Raw genomic sequence first — 24618 nt, 5'->3', positions numbered from 1 at the left:
TAGCTCGTAATTTTGAGTCAATGATTTACCTCGCTTGCATCATTATTCATGTTAAAGTGAATTGAGGACACAGCCTAATTTTATCCTTGATGAATCTCAACAAGGTTTTGGGTTGCCGTGGCATCAGTTTGTTTGACATACAATTTTGATTTTGAGCTATAAGGCACTAGCCCTGAGGGTACTACGCCTTTAGCAGATTCGTAATTATGAATGGAGTCATCGAAGAAAATATGCGGGGCAAAGGTTTGCAGTACATGGCGTTTATCCAAGCCACCTAAAAAGAATGCCAAATCCACATTGACGCCCCAATCACGTAATGTCTTAATCGCGCGCAAATCAGCAGGCGCATTGCGTGCCGTCACCAGTGCAATTTGAATCGGTGGATGCTTGATTTTAGCAGGCAGGCGTTTTTGTAGTTTAGAGAGTTTGATTAAAAAATCCGCATACGGGCCTTTATTCATCGGCACATCACTCATTTTGGCTTCATAATCATGAAACGCTTTGAGTCCTTGCTGGCGCGACAATAGTTCCCCTGCTTCATCAAATAACACGGCATCGCCATCAAATGCAATGCGTAGCTGATTGGTGTCTAGCTCTTTCATATCAATGGGCGGCGCATCCAAAATCGCGCAGGCACACACGCCTGCATCGGTGACTTGCTGGGCATCGTCATGATTGGTGGTCAAAAACAAATCCACCTTAAAATCTGCCACATAATCCGCCACCCCTTCGCCTGAAGTAAATGCCGAGCGACTAATCGGTAGTCCATGACTACGCAGCGCATTTAATACTTGAATGCCGGTATCTGGGCTGTTTTTTGACATAATCACCACTTCAACCATGGGCGCAGCGATACCCTCGCCCTTGTCATCGGCTGCACAATGGTGATTGAGATTGAGTAAGGCTTTGATAAGCGGATAACCCGTCCCGGTTTGCAGTGGGTCATTTTCGCGTTCAATCATATAGCTGCGAAATTTATCAATCGCCGTTTCTGGATCTTCGGTTAACGCTTGTTGAAAAAACCGCTCAGACTCTGATAGGTCAAACAATGCCGTGGCAGAGACCGCCACAATTAATGTATTGGAAAAATCAACTGACATAAAAATGCCCTTAATCAATCGTATTGTTATGAAGCATAGCACTCACTATCCTGTAGTTATATAAGTTTTGCCACGGGTAATCTAGATTATTCCTGTAACTTGTGGGTGTAAAGACGCACAGCTTAGTGTCAAGACACCCAGTCAAATTAAAGACACCCAGTCAAATTGTAGATACCAAGCATTGGCTGTCGTCTATTACAGTATTTTTTTACACGGCTATCGTGAGCTGCCTCATTTTCTGTCATCACTGCAAGCAATTCAATCAGCAAGTTGGTTTCATCACCGCAATTTGCTATAATATCTTGTTTACGCTTTTTGCAAAGCGACGAATTCATGGGATTGTAATGCCTATCGAGACACGGTAAGTCTGGATTGGCAGAGTTTTTCCCTTTTTTTATTCCCATCTCTCACGGTTACATGACCGATAGTAACGGTCATCACTGCCAAAGGACAACAGGAGCAATTATGGTAGCCATTACCTTACCAAACGGCGATATTAAACAATTTGATGGACAAACGTCAGTCATGGAAGTGGCGCAAAGCATCGGCGCAGGGCTTGCCAAAGCCACCGTTGCAGGACGTGTCAACGGCAAATTAGTTGATGCGTGTGACCCGATTAGCGAAGACGCAACCGTCCAAATCATCACGCCAAAAGACGAGGAAGGTGTGGAAATCATTCGCCACTCGACCGCTCACTTACTGGGTCATGCTGTCAAACAGCTCTATCCTGAAGTGAAGATGGTTATCGGTCCTGTGATTGAAGAGGGTTTTTATTACGATATCTACAGCGAGCGCCCGTTTACGCCAGAAGACATGGAAAAAATCGAAGCGCGCATGACGCAATTGATTAACCAAGATTACGATGTTATCAAAAAAATGACACCGCGCGACGAGGTTATCAAAGTATTCCAAGACCGTGGCGAGACTTATAAACTACGTCTTATCGAAGATATGCCGAATGAAACTCAAATGGGTTTATACTATCACCAAGAATACGTCGATATGTGCCGTGGACCACACGTGCCCAACACCCGTTTCCTAAAAGCCTTTAAACTCACCAAAATGAGTGGTGCCTACTGGCGCGGTGATGCCAAAAACGAGCAACTTCAACGTATCTACGGTACCGCTTGGGCAGATAAAAAAGACCTAAAAGCTTATATTCAGCGTATCGAAGAAGCGGAAAAACGCGACCATCGTAAAATAGGTAAGGCGCTTGATTTATTTCACATGCAAGAAGAAGCGCCTGGCATGGTGTTTTGGCATCCCAATGGCTGGACGATGTGGCAAGTGCTTGAGCAGTATATGCGCAAAGTACAAAAAGATAACGGCTATCTTGAAATCAAAACCCCGCAAATCGTCGATAGAAGCCTATGGGAAAAATCAGGTCACTGGGAAAATTATGGCGACATGATGTTCACCACCCATAGTGAAAAACGTGACTATGCGATTAAGCCGATGAACTGCCCGTGTCACGTGCAAGTGTTCAATCAAGGGTTAAAATCCTACCGTGACTTGCCATTGCGTCTTGCTGAGTTTGGCTCATGCCACCGTAATGAGCCGTCAGGTTCGCTCCATGGCATCATGCGGGTGCGTGGCTTTACCCAAGATGACGCCCATATTTTTTGTAGTAATGAGCAAATCAAACAAGAAGCCCAAGACTTTATCAAGCTTACCCTTGATGTGTATAAAGACTTTGGTTTTGATGACGTACAAATGAAACTCTCGACTCGCCCAGAAAAACGGGTCGGTGCTGACGAACTGTGGGACTTGGCAGAAAAAGACTTAGCGGACGCATTGGATAATGCCGGGCTTGATTGGCAGTATCTGCCAGGGGAAGGCGCATTTTATGGACCCAAAATCGAGTTTAGCCTTAAAGACTGTCTTGGCCGGGTATGGCAATGCGGTACACTGCAGCTAGACTTTAACCTGCCAGAGCGACTAGGTGCGGAGTTTGTCAATGAGCAAGGCGAACGTGAGCGCCCTGTGATGCTACACCGTGCGATTTTGGGGTCATTTGAACGCTTTATTGGGATGCTCATTGAGCATTACGCCGGCTGGATGCCAGTCTGGCTTGCACCGCAGCAAGTCGTGGTGATGAATATTACCGACAACCAAGCGGCAGCCTGTCAAAAAGTCGCCGAACAGTTGAATCAAGCCGGACTTCGTGTGGTCACCGATTTGCGTAATGAGAAAATTGGTTTTAAAATTAGAGAACGTACCCTTGAACGTATTCCTTATATGATTGTCATGGGTGATAAAGAAGTAGAAAGCAACCAAGTTAACGTCCGTACTCGCGAAGGTGACAACCTCGGCGTGATGAGTATCGATGCCTTTATCGACTTGGTTAACCAAGCGACCGCCCAAAAAGGGCGCGTCAAATCAAAAACAGCGTAGGAGTAAGTATTATTAAGAGTTCAAACCGATTAGACATCAACGAGGAAATTCGTGCCAAAGAGGTACGCTTAGTCAAAGAAGACGGCGAACAAGTTGGTGTTGTGGATATAAAAACGGCTTTGCAGGCCGCCCGTGATGCTGAGTTGGATTTGGTCGAGATAGTACCAGACGCTCAGCCTCCTGTTGCCAAAGTGATGGACTACAGAAAATATCTGTACGACCAAAAACAAAAAGCCAAAGAAGCCAAAAAAAACCAAAAACAAACGCAGCTTAAAGAAATCAAATTGCGTCCTGGTACGGAAGAAGCCGACTATCAAGTCAAACTTCGTAAAATCCGTGAGTTTTTGGAAGACCAAGACAAAGTCAAAGTCACCATTCGCTTCCGTGGTCGTGAGATGGCTCACCAACAAATTGGCTTGCAGCAGCTTGAAAAAGTCATTGCCGATACGACGGATGTTGCCAATGTTGAACAACAACCAAAAGTTGAAGGTCGTCAAATGGGTATGCTACTTGGACCTACCAAGAAAAAATAATCAGCAAACCCTAATCTATAAAAAAACCACATTAACCTATGTGGTTTTTTTATTGGCGTATTAACCAATTGATAAAATGTTAAGCTTTTAAATCACTGTATTTTTAAATCATTGTATTCGGGGTGCTTTTGCAGGTAGCTTGCCACGTAAGAGCAGGTTGGCACGACTTTTTTACCTTGCTTGCGGGCATAGTCTAGCGCGTGCTTGGTCAACGCCCCTGCAATGCCGCGCCCGCCAATCGCGTCTGGCACAATGGTATGGTCATATACGATGACATCACCATTATCCACATAGCTTATATAGGCAGTAGTGCCATCAACGGTGGTTTCAAAGCGTTGTGATTGTTCGTTATGGTGAATCGATAATTGTAAATCCGACATGGTTGTCTCCTTGTGTATTCTTTTTTTTACTATGCTATCTGTGACTTGGTTATTTGTCGCTTGGTTATTTACCATTTGATAGTAGCACAGCCACTGTCCATGACTTGTAAAAGTTTTTGCCTATTCGGTATGGGGTTTGCAAATGATTTTCCCTAGGCTTTTGCCTTGCCCCACCCCGTTAACAATGCGATAATAAGCGGTTAAATCTTACCATTTTTCAAATTTTTTGGCGTGGATGATACGCCTTACCTTCACTTGCTATTAGCTAACTTAAACAGGAAGAACATGGCTCAATATATTTATACCATGAACAAGGTATCAAAAATTGTTCCACCCAAACGGGAAATCCTAAAAGACATTAGCTTGTCTTTTTTCCCCGGTGCAAAAATCGGCGTGCTGGGTCTCAACGGTGCCGGTAAATCAACACTTCTTAAAATCATGGCAGGCGTGGACACCGAGTATAACGGTGAAGCGCGTGCGCAAGCGGGTATCAAGATTGGCTACCTTGCCCAAGAACCGCAGCTAGACCCTGCCAAAGACGTGCGTGGCAATGTGGAAGACGGTGTGCGTGAAGCCTTAGATGCATTGGCGCGCCTTGATGAAATCTATGGTGAATATGCGCTACCCGATGCCGACTTTGACAAACTTGCCGCCGAACAAGGCAAAATGGAAGACATCATCCAAGCGTGGGACGCCCATAACCTAAACAACCAACTAGAAAAAGCTGCCGATGCACTGCGCCTACCCGCGTGGGATGCCGACGTGAGCAAATTATCGGGTGGGGAAAAACGCCGCGTTGCCCTTTGCCGTCTATTGCTATCCAAACCTGATATGTTGCTATTGGACGAACCGACGAACCATTTGGACGCCGAATCAGTCGCTTGGCTTGAGCATTTCTTAAAAGATTATAGCGGCACCATTGTAGCGATTACCCATGACCGCTATTTCTTGGACAATGTCGCCGAGTGGATTTTGGAGCTTGACCGTGGCTATGGCTACCCTTACCAAGGTAACTACACCGAATGGCTTGAGCAAAAAAATAAACGCCTAGAGCAAGAGCAAAAACAAGAAGAAGCCTTTGCCAAAGCGCTGAAACAAGAGCTTGAATGGGTGCGTAAAAACCAAAAAGGCCAGCAAGCCAAATCAAAATCTCGCTTGCAACGTTTTGAGGAATTAAACTCCAAAGAGTTCCAACAACGTAACGAAACTGCCGAAATTTACATTCCACCAGGATCGCGTTTGGGCAACAAAGTGATTGAAGTCAAGAATATCTCAAAATCATTTGGTGACCGTTTGCTATACGAAAACCTATCCTTCACTGTGCCACCGATGGCGATTGTGGGGATTATCGGACCCAATGGTGCAGGTAAAACCACGTTATTTAACATGATTACAGGCAAAGACAAGCCGGATACGGGTACGGTTGAAGTCGGTGAATCAGTGAAAGTGGCGTATGTTGGACAGGTGCGTGATGAGCTAGACGACAAAAAAACCGTGTGGGAAGAAGTCTCCGACGGTCTTGATATGATTACCGTGGGCGAATACACCACGCCTAGCCGTGCCTATATCGGTCGCTTTAACTTTAAAGGCCAAGACCAACAAAAACTGGTCGGCAGTCTGTCAGGTGGTGAGCGTAATCGTCTGCAACTTGCCAAAACCTTAAAACAAGGGGCAAACGTGCTGTTACTCGATGAGCCATCGAATGACCTTGATGTTGAGACGTTGCGTGCGCTTGAAGATGCGGTAGAAGTGTTCCCTGGTACTGTAATGGTGGTGTCGCATGACCGCTGGTTCTTAGACCGTATTGCCACTCATATTTTGGCGTTTGAGGATGAGGGTCCGATTTGGTTTGATGGTAACTACTCGGAGTTTGAAACATATCGCAAAAAACAATTGGGCGCGGATGCCGAGCCAAAACGCATGAAATATAAAAAGATTGCGAAATAGTTAGCAATTTCTGACCAATAATTTATGCTGTATTAACCCTACTCAAGTGATTTGAGTGGGGTTTTTTAATCGTTTTTGATACAACAAAATTAGTACCACCCATTGCAATTTTGGATAAGGCAACCTTAACCATGACGTTAGATGGCTTAAGCAGTACGCCACTCTATCATGCGTTATGACACGTTTTAAACAAGTTAGGCTGATACGCTATTTATGCCATCATTTAGCAACCAAAAATAAAAAAAGGACGTATTCAATACGCCCTTTTTTTTCAAAAAACCTTATTAAAACAACACCCGCACCCGAATGGTTTCTGGGATATTTTTGAGTGCTTCAACCGCTTGCGCAGAATCGCCGCTACCCACATCCATCACCAAATACCCCACATCTTCTTCCGTCATCAGGCTTTGGGCAAAAATATTGATATTGGCATCGGCAAAGGATTTGTTAATCTGTGACAACACGCCAGGCACGTTTTGGTGAATATGTAGCAAACGATGCGTGCCTTCTTTTTGCGGCATACTAACATTTGGGAAATTCACAGACGTTGCGGTATCACCCATATCAGAGTAACGCACAAATTTTTCTGCCACTTCAAGACCGATATTGGCTTGGGCTTCTTGGGTTGAGCCACCGATATGCGGTGTCAAAATCACATTGTCAAACGCGCGCAGTGGTGATTCAAACTCGTCATCCGCTGATTTTGGCTCTTTGGGGAACACGTCAATCGCCGCGCCCAAGATATGACCGCTTTGCAGGGCTGCTGCTAGCGCATCGATATCCACACATTTGCCACGCGCCGCATTAATAAGATGCGCGCCTGGCTTCATGGCCGCCAATTCTGTGGCGGTAATCATATTACGCGTGCTTGGTAAATCTGGCACATGCAAGGTGACCACATCGGCTTTACCAAGCAGTTCTTCTAGGCTACCCACTTGGGTGGCGTTGCCCAGTGGCAATTTGGTGACCACATCATGATAGATGACTTTCATACCAAGGCTTTCAGCGAGTACCGATAACTGAGTACCAATAGAGCCATAACCCACGATACCCAAAGTTTTGCCGCGCACTTCATAGCTGTCTTTGGCAGATTTGTTCCAGCCGCCACGGTGTACCACGGCATTTTTTTCAGGGATACCGCGCATCAGCATGATGATTTCGGCAAGGACAAGCTCCGCGACAGAGCGGGTGTTAGAGTAAGGGGCGTTAAAGACAGGGATACCCAGCTCACGGGCAGCTTCCAAGTCCACTTGGTTGGTGCCAATACAAAAACAGCCAATGGCGATGAGCTTTTCGGCTTTTTCTAAAATATCGCGGGTCAAATGGGTGCGAGAACGAATGCCGATAAAATGGGCGTCTTTGATTTTTTCGCTAAGCTCTTCGGGGTCTAAGGCGGTTTTGATGTTCTCAACATTGTGATAACCTGCCTCTGACAGCACTTTAAAGGCATTGTCATGCAAGCCTTCAAGCATCAAAAAGCGGATTTTGTCTTTCTCAAGTGATAGATTTTGTGCCATAACAACCCCTAGTCAGTATTTTTAGTCAATTATCCTATCACACTTGCTGGGTTTTTTGTGGTGAAATTCCAGCAAGATGGCATGATTTTTTTGTCTTATGGGTAAAAAATTCTTCATCAATCGCCAGTGTTTTTGTCAAAATTTATGCCGTTAGTTATGCTATGATAGAGCCTCAAAAACCTTTTCAATCTGTATAAACATATGGGTAAAAGCCACGCCATGACTGCTAATCAGACCGCCATCAATACGCTCATTGAACAACTACGCCAGCAAGGATTTGACGAACACCAAATCAAAACCGATGCGGACAGTTTGGGCTTTTGGGGCAAAGATTGGACCAAGCATTTTGAGCCCAATGCCAGCGCCATTGTCTTTCCAAAATCCACCCAGCAAGTGCAAGCCATCGTCAAGCTATGTAATGAGCTTAACATCGTCATTACCCCAAGCGGTGGACGAACCGGTCTATCCGCAGGGGCAGTTGCCGCCAATGGCGAGGTGGTAATTAGCCTGGATAAAATGCACCAAGTATTGGGCTTCTACCCTGCAGACCGTATGGTGGAAGTGGAGGCTGGTATCGTCACCAAAGCGCTGCAAGACTTTGCCCAGCAGCAAGGCTTATACTATCCCGTGGACTTTGCGTCAGCCGGTTCAAGCCAGCTTGGCGGCAATATTGGCACCAATGCCGGCGGCATCAAAGTCATCAAATACGGCATGACCCGCAACTGGATATTAGGTCTTACGGTGGTAACAGGTAAAGGCGATATTTTGCACCTCAATAAGGGCATGATAAAAAACGCCACAGGTTATGACCTGCGTCATTTGTTTATCGGGGCAGAAGGTACGCTTGGGATTGTCACTGAAGTGCAAGTCAAGCTAGAGCGTCAGCCCAAAAACCTAACTGTCATGGTGCTTGGCGTGCCAGAGTTTGCCAATATCATGCAAATCTTGTCAGCCTTTCAAAGCAAAATGGATTTGACCGCGTTTGAATTTTTTGATGATGTCGCCGTTGACAAGTTACTTGCCACAGGGCATGTACAAAAACCGTTTGAAACCGATGCGCCGTTTTATGCGCTACTAGAATTTGAAGCGCCTTACGAGCCGATTATGGACATGGCGATGCAGATTTTTGAAGACTGTATGAGCGAAGGCTGGGTGCTTGATGGGGTGATGAGCCAATCGATTCACCAAGCCCAAGAGCTATGGAAACTGCGCGAGTATATCTCTGAGACCATCTCGGTATTTACCCCGTACAAAAATGACATCTCCGTGCTCATCAGCCGCGTGCCAGAGTTTATCGCGGATATCGATGCCATTGTTAGCCAAAACTATCCGGATTTTCAAGTGTGCTGGTTTGGGCATATCGGTGATGGTAATTTACACTTAAATATTTTAAAACCAGAAAACCTTAGCAAAGACGAATTTTTTGAAAAATGCCAAGTGGTCAACAAGTACGTGTTTGAAACGGTGCAAAAATACAACGGCTCTATCTCAGCGGAGCATGGCGTGGGTATGACCAAAAAGCCGTATCTTAACTACACCCGTCCTGACGAAGAAATTGATTATTTGCGCGCCATCAAGCAAGTGTTTGACCCCAATGGGATTATGAATCGTGGTAAGATTTTCGACTAGATAACATTGATAAAAAAAGGATACAAAAAAAGACCTTTAACTGAGGTCTTTTTTTTGTCGCTAACAAAGTTAGATTTTATTCACATTCAGCGTGTCTGGCATGTTAACAATCGGTTTGAGTAGTTCAATGGCTTCTGCGACAGTATCACAAACGATTAATCGCTGTAAATCTTCTGGCTTCATAAAGCCTTGCTCAGCGGTAAAGCGTAGATGTTCAACCAATTTGTCATAAAAACCATTGATATTAAGAATAATCATCGGTTTTTCATGTTGATATAGCTGTCGCCAAGTGGCAATTTCCATGATTTCCTCAAGGGTGCCAAGCCCACCTGGCAAGGTGATAAAGGCACTGGCGTACTCTGCCATGATGGCTTTACGGGTATGCATGGTATCGGTCAAATGCAAACGCGTCAGCCCGCCATGCGCCACTTCTCGATCCATCATAAACTCAGGAATCACACCCACGGCAATACCGTTTTTTTCAATCACACCATCGGCAACCGCGCCCATACAGCCAATCACCGCACCGCCATACACCAGACCTAACCCCGCTTCAACCAATGCCCTGCCCAATTCATGCGCCGATTGGACATAGATAGGGTCATTGCCTTTGCGAGAGCCGCAATACACAGCGACTAAGGGAACATCAATATCATGAAGTTTGACAATTTGTGCAATATCGCTCATTTCTTTACTAGTAATAATATCTACGGGTGTCATGCTTTTTCCTTTTAATGTATTGTCATTATAGGTCAATCATCCTACAAATTGGTGAACGCATCCTAGGCGCAGCGTATCTCATTTTGGCTACATTTGGCGCATAGGCATTATAATTGGTGCAGTTGGCGAAAAATAAAGCAATGGCTGTTAAAAAGCCATCAATGAAAGGTTGAATAAGAAGGGCTTGATAATAAAAATAGGCTATCAAAAACCATCAAGTAGATATCCTAATAAGTATGATGGGCATTGGCAGAGACGCCATTGCCACTGGCATAGATGTTGGCAAGAAAATATTGGGCTTGCTGTTGGTATTCAGACGTTGGGGTCATACCGCATTCCACGAAATTCGATAGAACCAAAAGGTTTATATTGCGTCTGTTTATAGCGGCTGATACAACACGCCGACCAACAACACCGTGATATCCTTCGCTGCTGGGGCAATCTGTACAGTATCAAGTGCTATTGACTGGGCATCATACGTGGTTGCCAAAGTGTCGATTTGGCTTTGTAACTGCTGCCCAATGCTGTCTAACTCCTGCTGCAGCTGCTGACGAATCGCATCAAGCTCTGCGACGGTTTGTTTGTGGGCATTGATATCGCCCACCGAGTTCATGGCACGTTTGACGTTATTGATATTGGTCTGTGACAACGCCTTGCGACCCATAAATGCGCCTAAGACCGCAGAACCAATACTGACCCCTGCATCAAGCCAGCCTTTGCTCGACTCAGCGGCTTGTTGTTGGTATTTTTCATTGGCGGCTTGCAATTTTTTGGCTAGCGCGTCTTGTTTTTTAGCAAAGCTATCACGCAGCTGGGCAATGGCGATATCACGCTGTTCATGCAGCGGTACGATGAGTCGATTGCGGAAGGCGTCTTCGCTCTCTGCTACTTCGCTATACAGCTTTAAACTATCGACATACCACAGATTTAACACTTGCTGCTGACGGATGGCTTCTTTCACATCTTTTTCCCAAGCTTTCCATGATGCCTTGTCGAGCGCTTGGGTAGGCAGTTGTTTGAGCACAGCGGGTTGGTGCGGAGCGGATTGTAACTGCTCAAAGGTCAAATCACTTAAAATCGCTTGATGCCAATCTACCACCAACGGCGGCTCACCAAATGCTGTGGTTAATAATAGCTGCTGCTGACTTTGGGCGCCTGATTTTTTGTCATTAAAAAATACCCGCGCATAGGCAAAGGCAGTAGGCTCATAGAAGGTTTGCCCATCGCCCGCCATGTCTTTGGGGGCATAATACAAGCCCACATCTTTGGGCAAGGCCGGCGGCTGACTTATGGTGCTTGCTAATGGATTGATGTCAGGCGTGGTGGCTTGAGCTTGTGCTGAGTCGGTAGCAGCAGCGGCTTGGCTATTGGCTTTGAGCTGTGCTATGGCCTGTTTGCTAAGCGGTCCTGATAAGTAGTTGAGCGTGAAGCGGGTGCTAAAAATCACAGGGCTGGCGTCATGCACATTGTGCAGTAAAAATTGGCGTTTACCGAGTTTATCAAACCACGCATTGAGCGCCGCTTTGTCCAGTCCACTGCTGCCACTGGCAGAGAGCAAGCCATCCATCACCCGTTCACGGTCTTGGGCAGTCTGTAACCGTCCGATAAACCAAGTACCCGCATTGGATAAGGCTTTGTAGTCCAAGTCCACTGGGTTTTGGGTTGATAATACAATCCCCAAACCAAATGCACGTGCTTGTTTTAGCAGGGTCAACAGCAATACTTTGGTCGGTGGATTGCCAATCGGCGGTAGGTAGCCAAACACTTCATCCATGTACAAAATTGCCCGCAAGGTTGAGGTGCCTTGCTGACGGCGCATCCAGCCCAATAAATTGGTGAGAAACAAGGTGACAAAAAATAGACGCTCATCATCGGATAGATGGGCAATATTGAGCACACTGGTTTGCGCTTTGCCGTTTTTATCATAAAACAGTGCGCCAGCATCCAGTGGCATGCCTTTGAGCCAGCTGGCAAAACTCGGCGATGCCAAAAGCGTGTTGAGCTTCATCGCCAGTGCGGCACGGTCTTTATCCGCAAATACTTGTGACAGCGGCAGGATGCCGACTTTGTCAAACGGTGGCGTTTGGATTTGGGTAATCAAATCCACCAAGGTTAAAGTTTGGTTATTGTCCCAGGCATTTTTAAGTAGCTGTGCCAAAAACACATGCTCTGGGGCAAGGTTATCCCCATCGACTTTTAATAGCACCAACAGTGCCGACACTGTTGCATCGATATACTCCGCATAACCTTCGCCATCATTTTTGACACTATCGGGCGGCGGGACGAGATTACCAAGTAGGGCAATGGGTAAGCCATTCTCGCTACCTGGGGTATAGACACTGACACGATTGGCGGCTTTGAGTGCTTGCACACGCTCCGGGGTTTGAAAACTTTTGCCAAGCCCTTGTTGCCAGTTTTCTGCGGTTTGCTTGGCAAACTCTGCCACGCTCATACCCGCTTGACTTGCCATGCTGCTATCAATCCACGGCTCAAAGTCACTGGCGGCCAAATTTGGGAACGTCAATGCCAAATTGCCCAAGTCACCTTTGGGGTCAATTGCAATCACCGGAATATTATCCAGCGCGGCTTCTTCCAGTAAGCTAATCCCCAAACCCGTCTTACCCGAGCCTGTCATCCCGATAATCACCGCATGGGTTGTTAAGTCAGCTGCGTCATATAGGGTTGCTTGACCTTGTGTACGCTCTGGGTACACGTCTTGACCGAGATAAAATTGACCGATACTATCAGCAATATTATTGGTGAGCGTTGGCATGAGATTCCCTCAAAATTTTTATAAGTAATGATTTATCGCCAACATGACGACTGGTCTAATTGTCTAATTGTCTAACAACCTGAGTGGCGGTATGTCGTTTTCATTATATGTAAAATTTCATCATTTCGCCTAGCAAAATTTGTCGATTCTTTTATCGAGCCTTAACGCAATTTTTTAGCGCTGCAAAGATAATCCTTAATAATTTTTGATACCAAATTTTGAAGTTTACCCGCTTACTGTTGGGCATTAAAAGTTTAGCAATAAAAGCTAAGCAATAAAAAAAAGCGATGGGTGACATCGCTTTTGGTAGGATTGCATCATCGCAACCTACTAACTAAGTTTAAAACTACTTTATAAAAATCATCCTGTCAGCGATTTCGTTGCCGCTTGGGTCATTGTCCAATTGGTAATATTGACGAAGCAATTGCCCCACATCGCCCAATAGCGCAACCAAGCTATCGATGTGTCGATTGACTTTAATACCTTCAATAGCCTTATCGCACATCGCTTGCCACATGGTTGGCATCACATGGCTATTGATACCTCTATCGGCGACAATTTCCAAACGCCGCTCACAGATATTAAGATACACCAACACCCCAGTATTATCCTGCGTATCCCAGACGCGATAATCCCCAAAAACTTCGATCGCTCTGTCTCGGCTGTTTTGTAGCCGTGCTGACGAAATGGGCAAATGATTCTCAATCACTAGCACGACTTCGCCACGATGCCCTTGCTCAGCTTCGGTAATTGCTTGGTTTAGCTGCTGTTGGGCAGTAGGCGTTAACCAGCGATTGTGCAGGCTAGGTATAAACGCAACTTGACGCCACCATCTAGCCCAACTTGGCACAGTAGAAGTCACTGTCGCCATCGGTGAGGTGTAAGCAATGGTTTCTTCGTTGGCACCATTCGTTGCAGTTATTGGGTCATTTGTGCTCATGAAAATTCCATAAAAAATAATGAAGTATATAGTTGATGATAAGGGGTAAAGTTAACACAATTTTTTAACTGATGTTTCAATAGCTAGCCGATTACTGACTACCAGTCACCACCAGCGCCGCCACCGCCAAAGCCGCCACCGCCGCCACCAAATCCACCACCGCTAAAGCCGCCACCACCAAATCCACCGCCGCCAAAGCCCCCACCCGGCAGGAAAACAACCCCACCGCCGCCTCTGCCACCGCGACCACCACCGCTACCACGAAAGAGCAAGAATAAAAATACAATAAATGCCACAAATATACTGCCCAGTAAGCCTGCACCAAAGATTGTACCAAGCGTTACAATGCCACCTGCTGTAGCGATAGAACCAAAAAACCGCCCTAATATACTGGTCAAAATCATGCCAGTGACAAAGCCAAAAAAGCCTAGGAAGATAAGCGGTATGCCGCCCTCTTGATTTGACTGGGCATTGCTATTGGTATTGACTCGATTGGCATCCGCTTGCTTTAAAATAGCAGGGTCGGTCGTCAAGCGTTCTTCAATGCGATTAATTCCCGCTGTGATACCCCCGGCATAATCGCCTTGTTTAAATCTTGGGGTTATATCGTCGCTAATAATGCGTTTAGCGACGGCATCAGGAATGGTACCTTCAAGACCATAGCCCGTTAAAATATACATTTTGCGGTCATTGACGGCAACAACCATCAACAGACCTTGATCGGTGTCTTTTTTGCCCAGTTTCCAGCGATCAGCGACCTTCATTGAATAGTCAAAAATATCCTCGCCATTGGTGGTTGGTACAATAACAACAGCTGCTTGCGCCAAACCGCGGTCATTAAGACTACGCAGTTTGGTTTCAATCGCCTGTTTATCACTGGCAGATAGAATTTTTGCTTCATCAATGACAGGGTTATTTAGGATTAGTTTATCAGCTGCGACAGGGGCTGGGGTTGATTGCTTGGGTGTGGTAGTCGTGGACGTCTGAGCATTGGCGGTAACTGTTGCCTGATTGTTATTGGCCTGATTGCCAGTTGCTTGGGTGCTACCTGGTATCGGCAGCGCATCATTGCCTAACGTCTCTTTAATTGCATCATTATTGAGTACAGCATCATTGAGCGCTTCATTGGTTTGTGCGGTTTTGGCAATCGCAACCATGTCCTCAACACTATGATCTTGTAATGTGGGCTTAGCGGTAACGGTTGCGGAATTGGCTGTCGCTGTGGCAGTTTCTGCAACGGCTGCCATAGGCATTGCAAGCCCAATTCCCATGGTCAGCGCAGTAAAGGTATTTACTACCAATCGCTTGGCTAACAAACGAGATGACAATTTTTGTGGCTGATTATGGGAGCGCTGTAAATTGGGCTGTGTCTGTGCAATATTCAATGACACCTGTGTTTCCTCAAAGTATGCAATTTTTTTATTATGATATAGTCAATTCAATAACTATTTTAAAAAATTAAAAAATTAGTCTGACAATTTATGCAAATCTTATTCAATGAGCTTGCCACCGACTGATAGCAGACTATTTAAAAAAATCTTCTTAACTCTCAAACTTTAACTATACAGTTAACATTAACAATGGTGAATTAAGGTTTCGCTGTTGCGGTAGCCGAATTATTGACAGGCTGACCACCGGCATTGGCTGTATTCCCATTGTTTTGCACTGGCTGACCGCCCGCATTTGCGGTATTGGTATTGTTATTGCCAAAATCAACGGTTGGTGCAGTGGAGATTTGCGCCTCATTGGCCACGGTAAAGTTTGGACGGGTATGCATACCAAACACTTTTGCGGTGACATTGGTTGGGAATTGGCGTACGGTAGTGTTATAAGTTTGAACATCTTGGATATAACGACCACGTGCCACGGTAATGCGGTTTTCGGTGCCTTCAAGCTGTGCTTGTAACTCTTGGAATTGTTTGTCCGCTTTTAGGTCAGGATAGCGCTCCGACACTGCCATTAGGCGCGATAACGCACTGCCCAATTGATCTTGCGCTTGTTGATACCGTTGGAAAGCCGCTGGGTCATTGAGTACATCGGCACTCACATTGATAGTCGTTGCTTGTGAGCGCGCTTGTGTCACTTGGGTTAAGGTCGCTTGTTCGTGCTGGGCATAACGCTCAACGACTTTGACTAAGTTTGGAATCAAGTCAGCACGGCGCTGGTATTGGTTGACTACTTCTGACCATGACGCGTTGATTTGTTCATCTTGCGCTTGCATAGAGTTATAACCACAACCGGTCAGATTGGCAGAACCCACCACCAAGGCTGCGGCCAATAAGGTGTTTTTTACTGTGGTATTGAATGGTTTCATAAGTTTTCCTCAAAGATAAATTAAATAAATCGATATCTAGGTTTTTGAAAATTATGAAGCTATGTGTGGCTACTGTAAATTTACGTTTTGTATAGTGCTGTATGGTTTTGTATCAAACTGCAGACTTATTAAAGCCGGCTTAGCGGCTTAGAATAGTTAAATATCGAATAGTTAAAAAACGAATAGCTAAAAATTGAATAGTTAAAAATTTGCAATCAGCTTAGCAAAAAAAGACCAGCCAACGCTGATCTTTTTGATTACCTTTATTATCTACCAAAAAATCATTGTTGAGCGGCTTCAATTTGAATGACTAATTTCACCTTTTTACTCACACCCATTTTGACATAACCATCAATCCCCCAATCGGTACGGTCAATCGTGGTTTCAAAATCACCACCGTACACATATGCCATGAGTAACGGACTTGGATAGCTATTAAATTTGCTCGCTGTCAACGTAATAGGGCGAGTTTTTTTGAGCAAAGTTAAATTGCCTTTAATTTGGTGTAATTTACCCTTTTTAAAGATAAATTTAGTAGAGGTAAAGTGGGCAGTTGGATATTTATCTGCATTAAAAAAGTCTTTACTTTTTAAGTGTTCATCAAATTTCTTATGACCTGTTTGCAATTTTTCCAACGGAATATCAAGGTCAATTTGCCCTATTTGATTGTCGGGGTCAAATACCATGTCGCCTTCCAAGCCATAAAATCCACCATGATTGGTTGAGGTGCCAAAATGGTCAATGCTAAATCGCACATTGGTGTGCATCGGGTCAAGTTTATAGTTGATTGAATTAGATTTGACGATTTCTTTGCTTACTGCTTTTGCGCCTAAGCTAAAAGTTTTAGCCAAGGCTTTTTTGGTCAAAATGGCAGTGGTTGCCATGCCTGCAAGTTTGGCAAGTGTCCCTAAGTTGTTAGTTTTATCTGTCATGAACTTTCCTTATTATTAGTCGTTAAAAATTGCATTGGTTTGAACATTTTAACTTATCAATTGAATCAAGCTGTGCAAAGAGTGTTGGCAAAGTTCAGTGTTTGTGAAATTATCTATCGTAGAAACGTAAAAAAGCCAATGCGTTAACATTGGCTTCTAGGTAACGCTAAGCAAGCTTATTGTTGTACGGCTTCAACTTGGATGTTGAGTTTCACGTCTTTAGCAAAACCCATTTTGACATAGGTATCCATGCCCCATTTGGTGCGGTCAATGGTAGTCTCAAAATCACCGCCACATACTTGCGCATTTTTCAGCATTGGGCTGTTGTAGCAATTAAATTTAGTGGCTTTTAGGCTGACTGGGTTGGTTTTGCCCAATAGCGTCAAGTTACCGTCAACTTTCGTTACTTTGCCATTTTTGAAATGGAATTTGGTTGATTTGAAATTAGCCGTTGGGTATTTTTCAGCGTTAAAGAATTCAGCTGATTTTAAATGGTTGGTAAAATGTTCGTTACCCGTGTCAAGACTATTGACAGGAATGTCAACGTTGATGCTGCCTGTATTTTTGGCGGGGTTGTAGTTCAAGTCACCCGTTACGCCGTAGAAACCACCTTGGTTGGTCGTTGTACCGAAGTGATCAATCGCAAAACGTACATTGGCGTGGTTTGGGTCTAGTTTGTAGCTGGTGCTGTTGCTTGGCTTAACTTTTTCTACTTTGGCGGTTTTAGGCGCTTTTGTGACCGCTGCAGGTTGAGCCGCAGTTTCACCAACTTTTTGCGTTTCACCGTTTTGCGAGATAACCAATTCTGCATTGGCAAATTGTGTGGCTAATAACGCTGCGATAGCGGTAGTGACTAAAATTTTGTTATTCATGGGATTTTCCTCGATATATTATAAGAGCTGTGTGGGCTTACAAAACATTGTTAATGAAACTTAACTTAGTGTATGTAGGATTAAGTTATTATAACATATACCTTTCCTTTGTTATCGTGTATTGTTTGTAAATTGTTGCTAGTTTTTGACCGAGCCAAGACTTTCACCGTGACAGCCTTTATTACCCAGCCTTTATTGCGTTAGTCGGGTTAGGTTGGGTCATTAAAAAAGGACAGCTTTTGCCATCCTTTTTTAAAAAAATTATCTATGTTAACTTTTATCTTAACTCTTATCTTAAGAATGCCCGAGCATTTCTAAACATCCGCATCCACGCCCCGTCATTGTCCCAAGCTTCAGGCTTCCAGCTGTGGTTATATGCCATCAAATTGCGCTCTGGGTGTGGCATCATCAAGGTCACACGCCCATCGGTACTACAAATCCCTGTCACCCCTTGCGGTGAGCCATTTGGATTGAGCGGATAATGCTCGGTTGGTGTGCCGAGACTGTCCACATAACGCATCACAATTTGCCCATGTGCGCTCATCCCTGCGATATCGGTATCGCTCAACGTTGCAAAGCCTTCGCCATGTGCCACCGCAATCGGTAGAATGCTCTCTTGCATGCCTTTTAACAGCACCGACTTGGTACGTTCAATTTTCACATTCACCGTGCGCGCTTCAAACCGTGCCGATTTATTGGCGATAAAACGGGGGAAATTCTCTGCGCCTGGTATCAAGTCTTTAAGCTGGCTCATCATCTGACAGCCGTTACAAACGCCAAGCGAGAAGGTTTCTGGTCGGTTAAAGAATCGCACAAATTGCATGCGTAGTTCATCATGGAACAGTACCGATTTTGCCCAGCCAGCGCCAGCGCCAAGCACATCGCCATAACTAAAGCCGCCGCAAGCCACGAGCCCATCAAAGTCACGCAAGTTGACACGCCCTTTGAGCAAGTCACTCATATGCACATCGACGGCTTCTAGCCCTGCGCGTTTAAAGCCTGCGGCCATTTCTAGCTGACCATTGACGCCTTGTTCACGTAGTACCGCCACCTTCGGCTGCACCGTGCGACTGTTAATGTATGGGGCTTCAATCGCTTGGTTGAGATCATAATTGGCTTGGGCGATTAGACCTTGATGGGATTTATCACCAATCAAATCAAAGGCCTGTTGTACGCATTCGGGGTTGTCACGGTTTTTGGCGATATGGTAGCTGACTTTGCTCCATTCTTGCTCAAGCTCGCTACGCTCAAAACGTAAATTTTGCGTGGCTGTTTGGATGAGTAAACTGTCTTCATCGGTGCTTTGACCGACCAAGCTTAATAACTCGCTGACGCCTGTGGTTTCGGCAAGCGCTAGCAATTGAGCCACCTGATGGGTTTTAACTTGAATCACCGCACCGAGTTCCTCAGCAAACAATTGACCGAGTAAATTATCATCAGTTAACACCAATTTCACGCCTTGGCGACTGGTGAATTGCATCTCAGCAATGGTGGCAAGCAAACCGCCATCACCAATGTCATGATATGCGGTGATTAAGCCTTGGTTGTTGGCTTGCTGGATAAAGTCAAAGAAGTTGATTAAATCTTGCGGATTATCTAGGTCTGGGCAAGTATCACCCAGTTGGCTTAGGGTTTGGGCAAGGATTGAGCCACCCAAGCGGAACTGACCTTTTGATAAGTCTAAGCGATAAAAGGCGGTTTCGCCAAGCGCCGAGCTGGTTAGCAATTCTGGGGTTAGTGTTTTGGTAACATCTTGCACAGGGGCAAAGGCAGTGATAATGAGCGACATAGGTGACACCACAGACTTGTTTGCTTGCTCATCTGACCAATTTGCCCGCATCGACAAGCTGTCTTTGCCCACAGGAATGGCAATGCCCAGTGCCGGGCAAAGTGCTTCGCCCACCGCATACACCGCATCAAACAAGGCTTGGTCTTCTTTGTCCTCACCACAGGCTGCCATCCAGTTCGCCGACAAGGTAATGTCTGATAGCTTGGCGATATTCGCCCCTGCGATATTGGTAATGGCTTCAGCGACCGCAAGGCGCGCAGATGCGGCAGGATTAATCAAAGCAACTGGGGTACGCTCGCCCATACTCATGGCCTCGCCTGTCATCGGTTTGCCATCGACAGGGAGGAGAGCAGAAGCAGTAACAGCACAGTCTGCCACTGGCACTTGGTAACGTCCAACATATTGGTCACGTACTACCATACCTGTGATTGAACGATCGCCAATGCTGATTAAGAAAGATTTACTGGCAACCGTTGGATGACGCAGCACGTCTTTGACCGCTTCAGCCAAATCGACTTTATCAAGGTTTAACGCTGTCAAATCTGGCGTACTACGGCTAAAGCTACGCTGCATTTTTGGCGTGCCACCAAGTAGCACTTGTAGGGGCATATCGACCGGTTGTTGGTCGCCTTTGGTGTTGAGTAGTGGGTCATTGACCACCAACTCACGCACGTCAGTCGCTTCACCCAAAATAGCATACGGGCAACGCTCACGCTCACAGATACTATCAAATAGCTCACGGCTCTGTGGACGGATTGCCAACACATAGCGCTCTTGGGCTTCATTTGACCAAATCGCCATTGGCGACATGCCATGCTCAAGCGACGGCACTTTACGCAAGTTTAACACCGCACCAAGTTCGTGGTCATTCACAAGCTCAGGCATGGCGTTTGACAAACCCCCTGCCCCCACGTCATGAATTGACACAATCGGATTGTCATCTTCATCTGGCTGGTTTCCTGCCATCGCCCAACAGCGGTCAATGACTTCTTGACAGCGGCGTTCCATCTCGGCATTGTCACGTTGCACTGACGCAAAATCCAAGCCTTCATCAAGCTCACCACTATCCACCGAACTTGCTGCGCCACCGCCCAAGCCGATTTGCATGGCAGGACCCCCTAGCACAATCAGCAAATCGCCTTGCTGAATCGGATTTTTTTCCACCAAATTGCGCTTGATATTACCGTAACCACCGGCAATCATAATGGGTTTGTGATAGCCCCGCATTTGGCTGCCATCTTGGTCTTTTGAGGTGTCCAATTGGAATGAGCGAAAATAACCGACCAGATTTGGACGACCAAATTCATTGGAAAACGCTGCACTACCAAGCGGCGCTTGGGTCATGATTTCTAATGCGGACGCCATACGCGCTGGCTTGCCGTAGTCAGCAGTCGAGACTTTTCCGCTGTGCTCCCATTTTTCTGGCATATCAGGCAGCTGCAAATGCGACACATGGAATCCTGCCAAGCCTGCTTTGGGTTTACCGCCACGACCTGTCGCGCCCTCGTCACGGATTTCACCGCCAGAACCTGTTGCCGCGCCTGCATACGGTGCAATCGCCGTTGGGTGATTGTGGGTTTCGACTTTCATCAAGATATCAATCGGCTCTTGGTGAAAATCGTATGCTAAATGATTGTTGTCGCTGTTTAGTAGCGGATAAAAACGCTGCCCTTCATGCCCTTTTACCACCGCGGCATTGTCTTTATAGGCGGATAAAATATCGTTAGGATTTTGCTTGAAGGTATTTTTAATCATGCCAAACAAGGATTTTGGCTGTACTTCCCCATCAATCGTCCATTGCGCATTAAAAATCTTGTGACGGCAATGCTCCGAGTTGGCTTGGGCAAACATCATAAGCTCAACATCGGTCGGATTGCGCTTTAGCACATGAACGTAGGCATCCATCAAGTAGTCAATATCTTGGCTCGATAACGCAAAACCGAACTCACGGTTGGCAGATTCTAACGCCTCACGCCCTTTGCCCATCACATCGACATGGTTGAGCGGTGCTGGCTCGTGGTCATCGAATAAATGCTGAGCCTTTGCCAAGTCATAAAATAGGCTTTGGGTCATGCGGTCGTACAACATCATCTCGATATCATGCGGGAGCTTTTCAGGCAAATTTTCGCCTATGAGCGTATACACCACCAAGCGCTCAACACGCTCAATCGCTATCTCACAATTGTTAAAAATATCCGTCGCTTTACTTGCCCAAGGGCTAATCGTACCAAAACGTGGGCTGACGATAATTTGCAGCGCCTCTTTATTCTCATCCTGATTCTCATCCTGATTCTCATCTGGGCTTGCTTGATTAAGCGCGATTTCGTCACCGTGATTGAGCAAATCTACCGCTTTTTTATAGTCGTGTTCTGCCAAATCCTTAGAAAAAATATAAACTTGCTGGCTTTTTAAGTGGGTGATTTTGAGATTGGTTTTTTGGCTAAGGGAATTTAGCAGTTTGGTGGTTTGAAAATCGGTTAAAAATGGGTGTCCAGCGATGATAGTCATAGAAAGTTCCGCTTGCTTTGGGAAAAGTTGGGAAAATAACAGAAAAATTTGCGGCTATTATAGCATTAAACCCACGGGCGTATCACTTGTCTTGATGGCGATAGACTGTCATTTCACCCTGTGTTTTTTCTAAATTGCCTTTCAATTGCGTTACCTTGCGATAACATCGTTAACGGTTTTATACCAATTATTTGCAGCTTTTCGACAGACTCAAACAACAAAAACCGATATTATCGTCCAAGTTAACGACTTTAACCCAGTTTTAATGTAACTTTTTAACCAGTTAGCAATAAATTTTTTAGCATTAACTTTGAGACGTATAATAACCATATAATAACAAGGACATTCTCATGGCAGATCTTACCAAAGAGCAACATATTGAAAATATTAATAAAGTGATTGAAGGCGTCAAATATACAATGATGACCACCATTACTGCAGACGAAAGACATTTACATGCGTGCCCTATGACCACTAATAAAAATGAATTAGAAAATGGTAAAATTTGGTTTATCGGTGATCGCAAGTCAGAAACTATCAAAGACTTAGAAAAAAACCCACAAGTCAACTTATCTTATACCTCAAGCGACCAAAAAGACTTTGTGTCAATCAATGGTACCGCTAAACTGGTTAATGACAAAGCCAAACTAGATGAGCTTTGGAGCCCAATTTATGCGGCGTTCTATGAAAAAGGTAAAGAAGATCCTAACGTGCAAGTGATTTGTATTGAATGTAACGGCGCGCAGTATTGGTTAAGCGGTAACACAGTGGTGGATATGTTTAAAATGGTAGCCGCCGCTGCGCAAGAAGGGAAAACTGCAGAAAATATGGGTGAAAACCATTCAGTGACGTTTTAATTGCTGGTTTTAAAAAAATATCACCCCAGTTTTTTGACTGGGGTTTTTTATGGTAAATTTTGAACTAACAATTGTTTTAATATAATCCGTTTTTTTTAACGTCATCAGCTTTTTTTAAAGTTATTGATTAAGGCTGTTTTAGATAGGGCCATGCCGCTTTCAGATAAATAAACATTGACCATAACGTCAACACCACTGAAATGACCAATAGTAAATACCCCGTCATTTCAAGTGATTCCCAATTGAGTAGTAACACCGTAATTGCCACCATTTGAAAAGTGGTTTTCATCTTGCCCACGTATGACACGGCAACGCTAGTACGATTGCCCAGTTCTGCCATCCACTCACGCAAGGCTGAGACGGCAATCTCACGTGAGATGATAACAATTGCTGAAATCGCCATGACAATGTCAGGATGCCACTGCACCAAGATAATTAGCGCGGCAGCAACCATCAATTTATCCGCCACAGGGTCAAGAAACCGCCCAAATGCCGATGTCATATTGAGCTTGCGGGCAAAGTAGCCATCTAACCAATCGGTAATTGCCGCCAAAACAAATACAGCCGTCAATAAAAAGTGGCGTAGGAGGCTATCGCTAAACTGATACATGCCTATATTGGCAATTGCATTGTCACTAATGGCGCTCTGCCCAATCCCCATCGCAGGCGGCCAATAAGCAATCGCCACAAACAGTGGAATCATCACGATGCGCGCAATGGTCAAGTTGTTGGGCAAGTTAAAAATACTGCCCGAGGCAACAGAGGGATGGGCTGTCTCGTCGGTCACTGGCTTATCGGTCATGGGATTTTTCGTTCATTCTTGTTGTAAGGTGCGGCGTAACGCTAATTTTAGTTGAAATAATTATAACGGTTCTCAAAGCAATGTCATTATTTTTTGCCAATAGTGCTCGTTTTTGTCATGTTTTTCAACAATTAGGCCGGCTTACTCTATTGATTTTATGGTATTTTTTACTAAATATGTCATTGTATAAAAAACACTTCAAAAGTAACAAGGTGTAATTAGACAGTCAAAAATTTAGACTTTTATTGATATCATAACGTCCGACAAAGAAATAATAATAACAATAAGAATTATTTCGCTATTAGCAAATTTTGCTGTTGTCAGGTTTATTGAAAGTTGAATACTTTGTACCCAATTTATCAGTCATAACGTATTAATTTGCGAATTTTTTTATCAATTTTCTATCATACAGTGATTGGACAATTTTGATAAACCGCGTTCATTGTCAAAAATTTTCAGACTTTTAACACTTACTTGTGCTTTTCCTCAGCCCATTGCTCACCTCCTGCAATGGGTTTTTTTTATAGCTTAAGCTTTGAAATGATTGGATGTTGCATGCAATTCATCGCATTTTTTAGATTGGTACTTTTTTAGGTTGGTACTAGATGCAT

At 44.9% G+C, this 24618-nt stretch carries 17 protein-coding genes; 5 read left to right on the top strand and 12 right to left on the bottom strand.

Features of this window, described 5'->3' with window-relative positions; translation table 11 throughout:
* Nucleotides 1–80 precede the first annotated feature (80 nt).
* A complete protein-coding gene (locus tag ACH0AB_RS05325; protein ID WP_284034914.1) occupies nt 81–1100 on the bottom strand; it encodes a 5'-nucleotidase in 1020 nt (339 codons plus the stop codon).
* Nucleotides 1101–1565: 465 nt separating this feature from the next.
* Between ACH0AB_RS05325 and thrS the strand changes: the two genes are divergently transcribed.
* Both thrS and infC read left to right on the top strand, forming a co-directional pair.
* A complete protein-coding gene (gene thrS, locus ACH0AB_RS05320) occupies nt 1566–3494 on the top strand; it encodes a threonine--tRNA ligase (RefSeq protein ID WP_406877452.1) in 1929 nt (642 codons plus the stop codon).
* 35 nt (nt 3495–3529) lie between these two features.
* Complete coding sequence (gene infC, locus ACH0AB_RS05315) at nt 3530–4027, top strand: translation initiation factor IF-3 (RefSeq protein ID WP_172460503.1); 498 nt, start codon at nt 3530–3532, stop codon at nt 4025–4027.
* A 92-nt stretch (nt 4028–4119) separates the two neighbouring features.
* Here infC and ACH0AB_RS05310 read toward each other — a convergent pair whose 3' ends face one another.
* Nucleotides 4120–4407 carry a GNAT family N-acetyltransferase gene (locus ACH0AB_RS05310; RefSeq protein ID WP_095356506.1) on the bottom strand — a complete coding sequence of 96 codons (288 nt, stop codon included), beginning with the start codon at nt 4405–4407 and terminating at the stop codon, nt 4120–4122.
* A gap of 285 nt (nt 4408–4692) precedes the next feature.
* Between ACH0AB_RS05310 and ettA the strand changes: the two genes are divergently transcribed.
* Nucleotides 4693–6354 carry an energy-dependent translational throttle protein EttA gene (ettA, locus tag ACH0AB_RS05305; protein WP_406877450.1) on the top strand — a complete coding sequence of 554 codons (1662 nt, stop codon included), beginning with the start codon at nt 4693–4695 and terminating at the stop codon, nt 6352–6354.
* A 284-nt stretch (nt 6355–6638) separates the two neighbouring features.
* Here the strand turns inward: ettA and serA are convergent, their stop codons facing one another.
* Entirely contained in the window at nt 6639–7871 is a 1233-nt protein-coding gene (gene serA / locus ACH0AB_RS05300; protein ID WP_315265224.1) for a phosphoglycerate dehydrogenase, read from the bottom strand.
* A gap of 219 nt (nt 7872–8090) precedes the next feature.
* Here serA and ACH0AB_RS05295 point away from each other — a divergent pair, with 219 nt between their 5' ends.
* Complete coding sequence (locus ACH0AB_RS05295) at nt 8091–9500, top strand: FAD-binding oxidoreductase (protein WP_198510965.1); 1410 nt, start codon at nt 8091–8093, stop codon at nt 9498–9500.
* Between the two features lie 69 nt (nt 9501–9569).
* Here ACH0AB_RS05295 and ACH0AB_RS05290 read toward each other — a convergent pair whose 3' ends face one another.
* The 8 genes from ACH0AB_RS05290 to purL all read right to left on the bottom strand — a co-directional run bounded on the left by ACH0AB_RS05290 (nt 9570) and on the right by purL (nt 22348).
* Nucleotides 9570–10187, bottom strand: coding sequence for an LOG family protein (locus tag ACH0AB_RS05290; protein ID WP_406877455.1), 618 nt, complete (start codon nt 10185–10187; stop codon nt 9570–9572).
* Between the two features lie 412 nt (nt 10188–10599).
* Nucleotides 10600–12993 (bottom strand): ATP-binding protein, encoded by a 2394-nt coding sequence (locus ACH0AB_RS05285; RefSeq protein ID WP_406877449.1) that lies wholly within the window; start codon nt 12991–12993, stop codon nt 10600–10602.
* Nucleotides 12994–13339: 346 nt separating this feature from the next.
* Nucleotides 13340–13933, bottom strand: coding sequence for a TPM domain-containing protein (locus ACH0AB_RS05280; RefSeq protein ID WP_406877448.1), 594 nt, complete (start codon nt 13931–13933; stop codon nt 13340–13342).
* Nucleotides 13934–14031: 98 nt separating this feature from the next.
* Nucleotides 14032–15324, bottom strand: coding sequence for a TPM domain-containing protein (locus ACH0AB_RS05275; RefSeq protein WP_406877447.1), 1293 nt, complete (start codon nt 15322–15324; stop codon nt 14032–14034).
* A 197-nt stretch (nt 15325–15521) separates the two neighbouring features.
* On the bottom strand, nt 15522–16247 hold the full coding sequence (locus ACH0AB_RS05270; RefSeq protein WP_050325213.1) for a LemA family protein: 726 nt from the start codon (nt 16245–16247) through the stop codon (nt 15522–15524).
* A 281-nt stretch (nt 16248–16528) separates the two neighbouring features.
* The gene (locus ACH0AB_RS05265; protein WP_312535273.1) at nt 16529–17179 is read right to left on the bottom strand and encodes a YceI family protein; all 651 of its coding nucleotides are present in this window, start codon (nt 17177–17179) and stop codon (nt 16529–16531) included.
* A 176-nt stretch (nt 17180–17355) separates the two neighbouring features.
* On the bottom strand, nt 17356–18051 hold the full coding sequence (locus ACH0AB_RS05260; RefSeq protein WP_099833365.1) for a YceI family protein: 696 nt from the start codon (nt 18049–18051) through the stop codon (nt 17356–17358).
* A 289-nt stretch (nt 18052–18340) separates the two neighbouring features.
* Nucleotides 18341–22348: a phosphoribosylformylglycinamidine synthase gene (gene purL / locus ACH0AB_RS05255; RefSeq protein WP_406877446.1), complete on the bottom strand. Its 4008-nt coding sequence runs from the start codon at nt 22346–22348 to the stop codon at nt 18341–18343.
* A 350-nt stretch (nt 22349–22698) separates the two neighbouring features.
* Between purL and ACH0AB_RS05250 the strand changes: the two genes are divergently transcribed.
* Nucleotides 22699–23205, top strand: coding sequence for a pyridoxamine 5'-phosphate oxidase family protein (locus ACH0AB_RS05250; protein ID WP_406877445.1), 507 nt, complete (start codon nt 22699–22701; stop codon nt 23203–23205).
* Between the two features lie 127 nt (nt 23206–23332).
* Here the strand turns inward: ACH0AB_RS05250 and pgsA are convergent, their stop codons facing one another.
* Nucleotides 23333–24007, bottom strand: coding sequence for a CDP-diacylglycerol--glycerol-3-phosphate 3-phosphatidyltransferase (gene pgsA, locus ACH0AB_RS05245; protein WP_406877444.1), 675 nt, complete (start codon nt 24005–24007; stop codon nt 23333–23335).
* Nucleotides 24008–24618 lie beyond the last annotated feature (611 nt).

The sequence above is a fragment of the Moraxella sp. 179-F 1C4 NHS genome (assembly GCF_045370505.1).
GTDB lineage: Bacteria > Pseudomonadota > Gammaproteobacteria > Pseudomonadales > Moraxellaceae > Faucicola > Faucicola tetraodonis.
The sequence above is the reverse complement of the archived record's forward strand: the minus strand, read 5'-3'. Positions and strand labels throughout refer to the sequence as shown.

Excerpts from the sequence above, each read along its gene's own strand:
- ACH0AB_RS05325 (WP_284034914.1), bottom strand. The coding sequence starts at position 1,100 with ATGTCAGTTGATTTTTCCAATACATTAATTGTGGCGGTCTCTGCCACG.
- thrS (WP_406877452.1), top strand. The coding sequence starts at position 1,566 with ATGGTAGCCATTACCTTACCAAACGGCGATATTAAACAATTTGATGGA.
- ACH0AB_RS05310 (WP_095356506.1), bottom strand. The coding sequence starts at position 4,407 with ATGTCGGATTTACAATTATCGATTCACCATAACGAACAATCACAACGC.
- ettA (WP_406877450.1), top strand. The coding sequence starts at position 4,693 with ATGGCTCAATATATTTATACCATGAACAAGGTATCAAAAATTGTTCCA.
- serA (WP_315265224.1), bottom strand. The coding sequence starts at position 7,871 with ATGGCACAAAATCTATCACTTGAGAAAGACAAAATCCGCTTTTTGATG.
- ACH0AB_RS05295 (WP_198510965.1), top strand. The coding sequence starts at position 8,091 with ATGACTGCTAATCAGACCGCCATCAATACGCTCATTGAACAACTACGC.
- ACH0AB_RS05290 (WP_406877455.1), bottom strand. The coding sequence starts at position 10,187 with ATGAGCGATATTGCACAAATTGTCAAACTTCATGATATTGATGTTCCC.
- ACH0AB_RS05285 (WP_406877449.1), bottom strand. The coding sequence starts at position 12,993 with ATGCCAACGCTCACCAATAATATTGCTGATAGTATCGGTCAATTTTAT.
- ACH0AB_RS05280 (WP_406877448.1), bottom strand. The coding sequence starts at position 13,933 with ATGAGCACAAATGACCCAATAACTGCAACGAATGGTGCCAACGAAGAA.
- ACH0AB_RS05270 (WP_050325213.1), bottom strand. The coding sequence starts at position 16,247 with ATGAAACCATTCAATACCACAGTAAAAAACACCTTATTGGCCGCAGCC.
- ACH0AB_RS05265 (WP_312535273.1), bottom strand. The coding sequence starts at position 17,179 with ATGACAGATAAAACTAACAACTTAGGGACACTTGCCAAACTTGCAGGC.
- ACH0AB_RS05260 (WP_099833365.1), bottom strand. The coding sequence starts at position 18,051 with ATGAATAACAAAATTTTAGTCACTACCGCTATCGCAGCGTTATTAGCC.
- purL (WP_406877446.1), bottom strand. The coding sequence starts at position 22,348 with ATGACTATCATCGCTGGACACCCATTTTTAACCGATTTTCAAACCACC.
- ACH0AB_RS05250 (WP_406877445.1), top strand. The coding sequence starts at position 22,699 with ATGGCAGATCTTACCAAAGAGCAACATATTGAAAATATTAATAAAGTG.
- pgsA (WP_406877444.1), bottom strand. The coding sequence starts at position 24,007 with ATGACCGATAAGCCAGTGACCGACGAGACAGCCCATCCCTCTGTTGCC.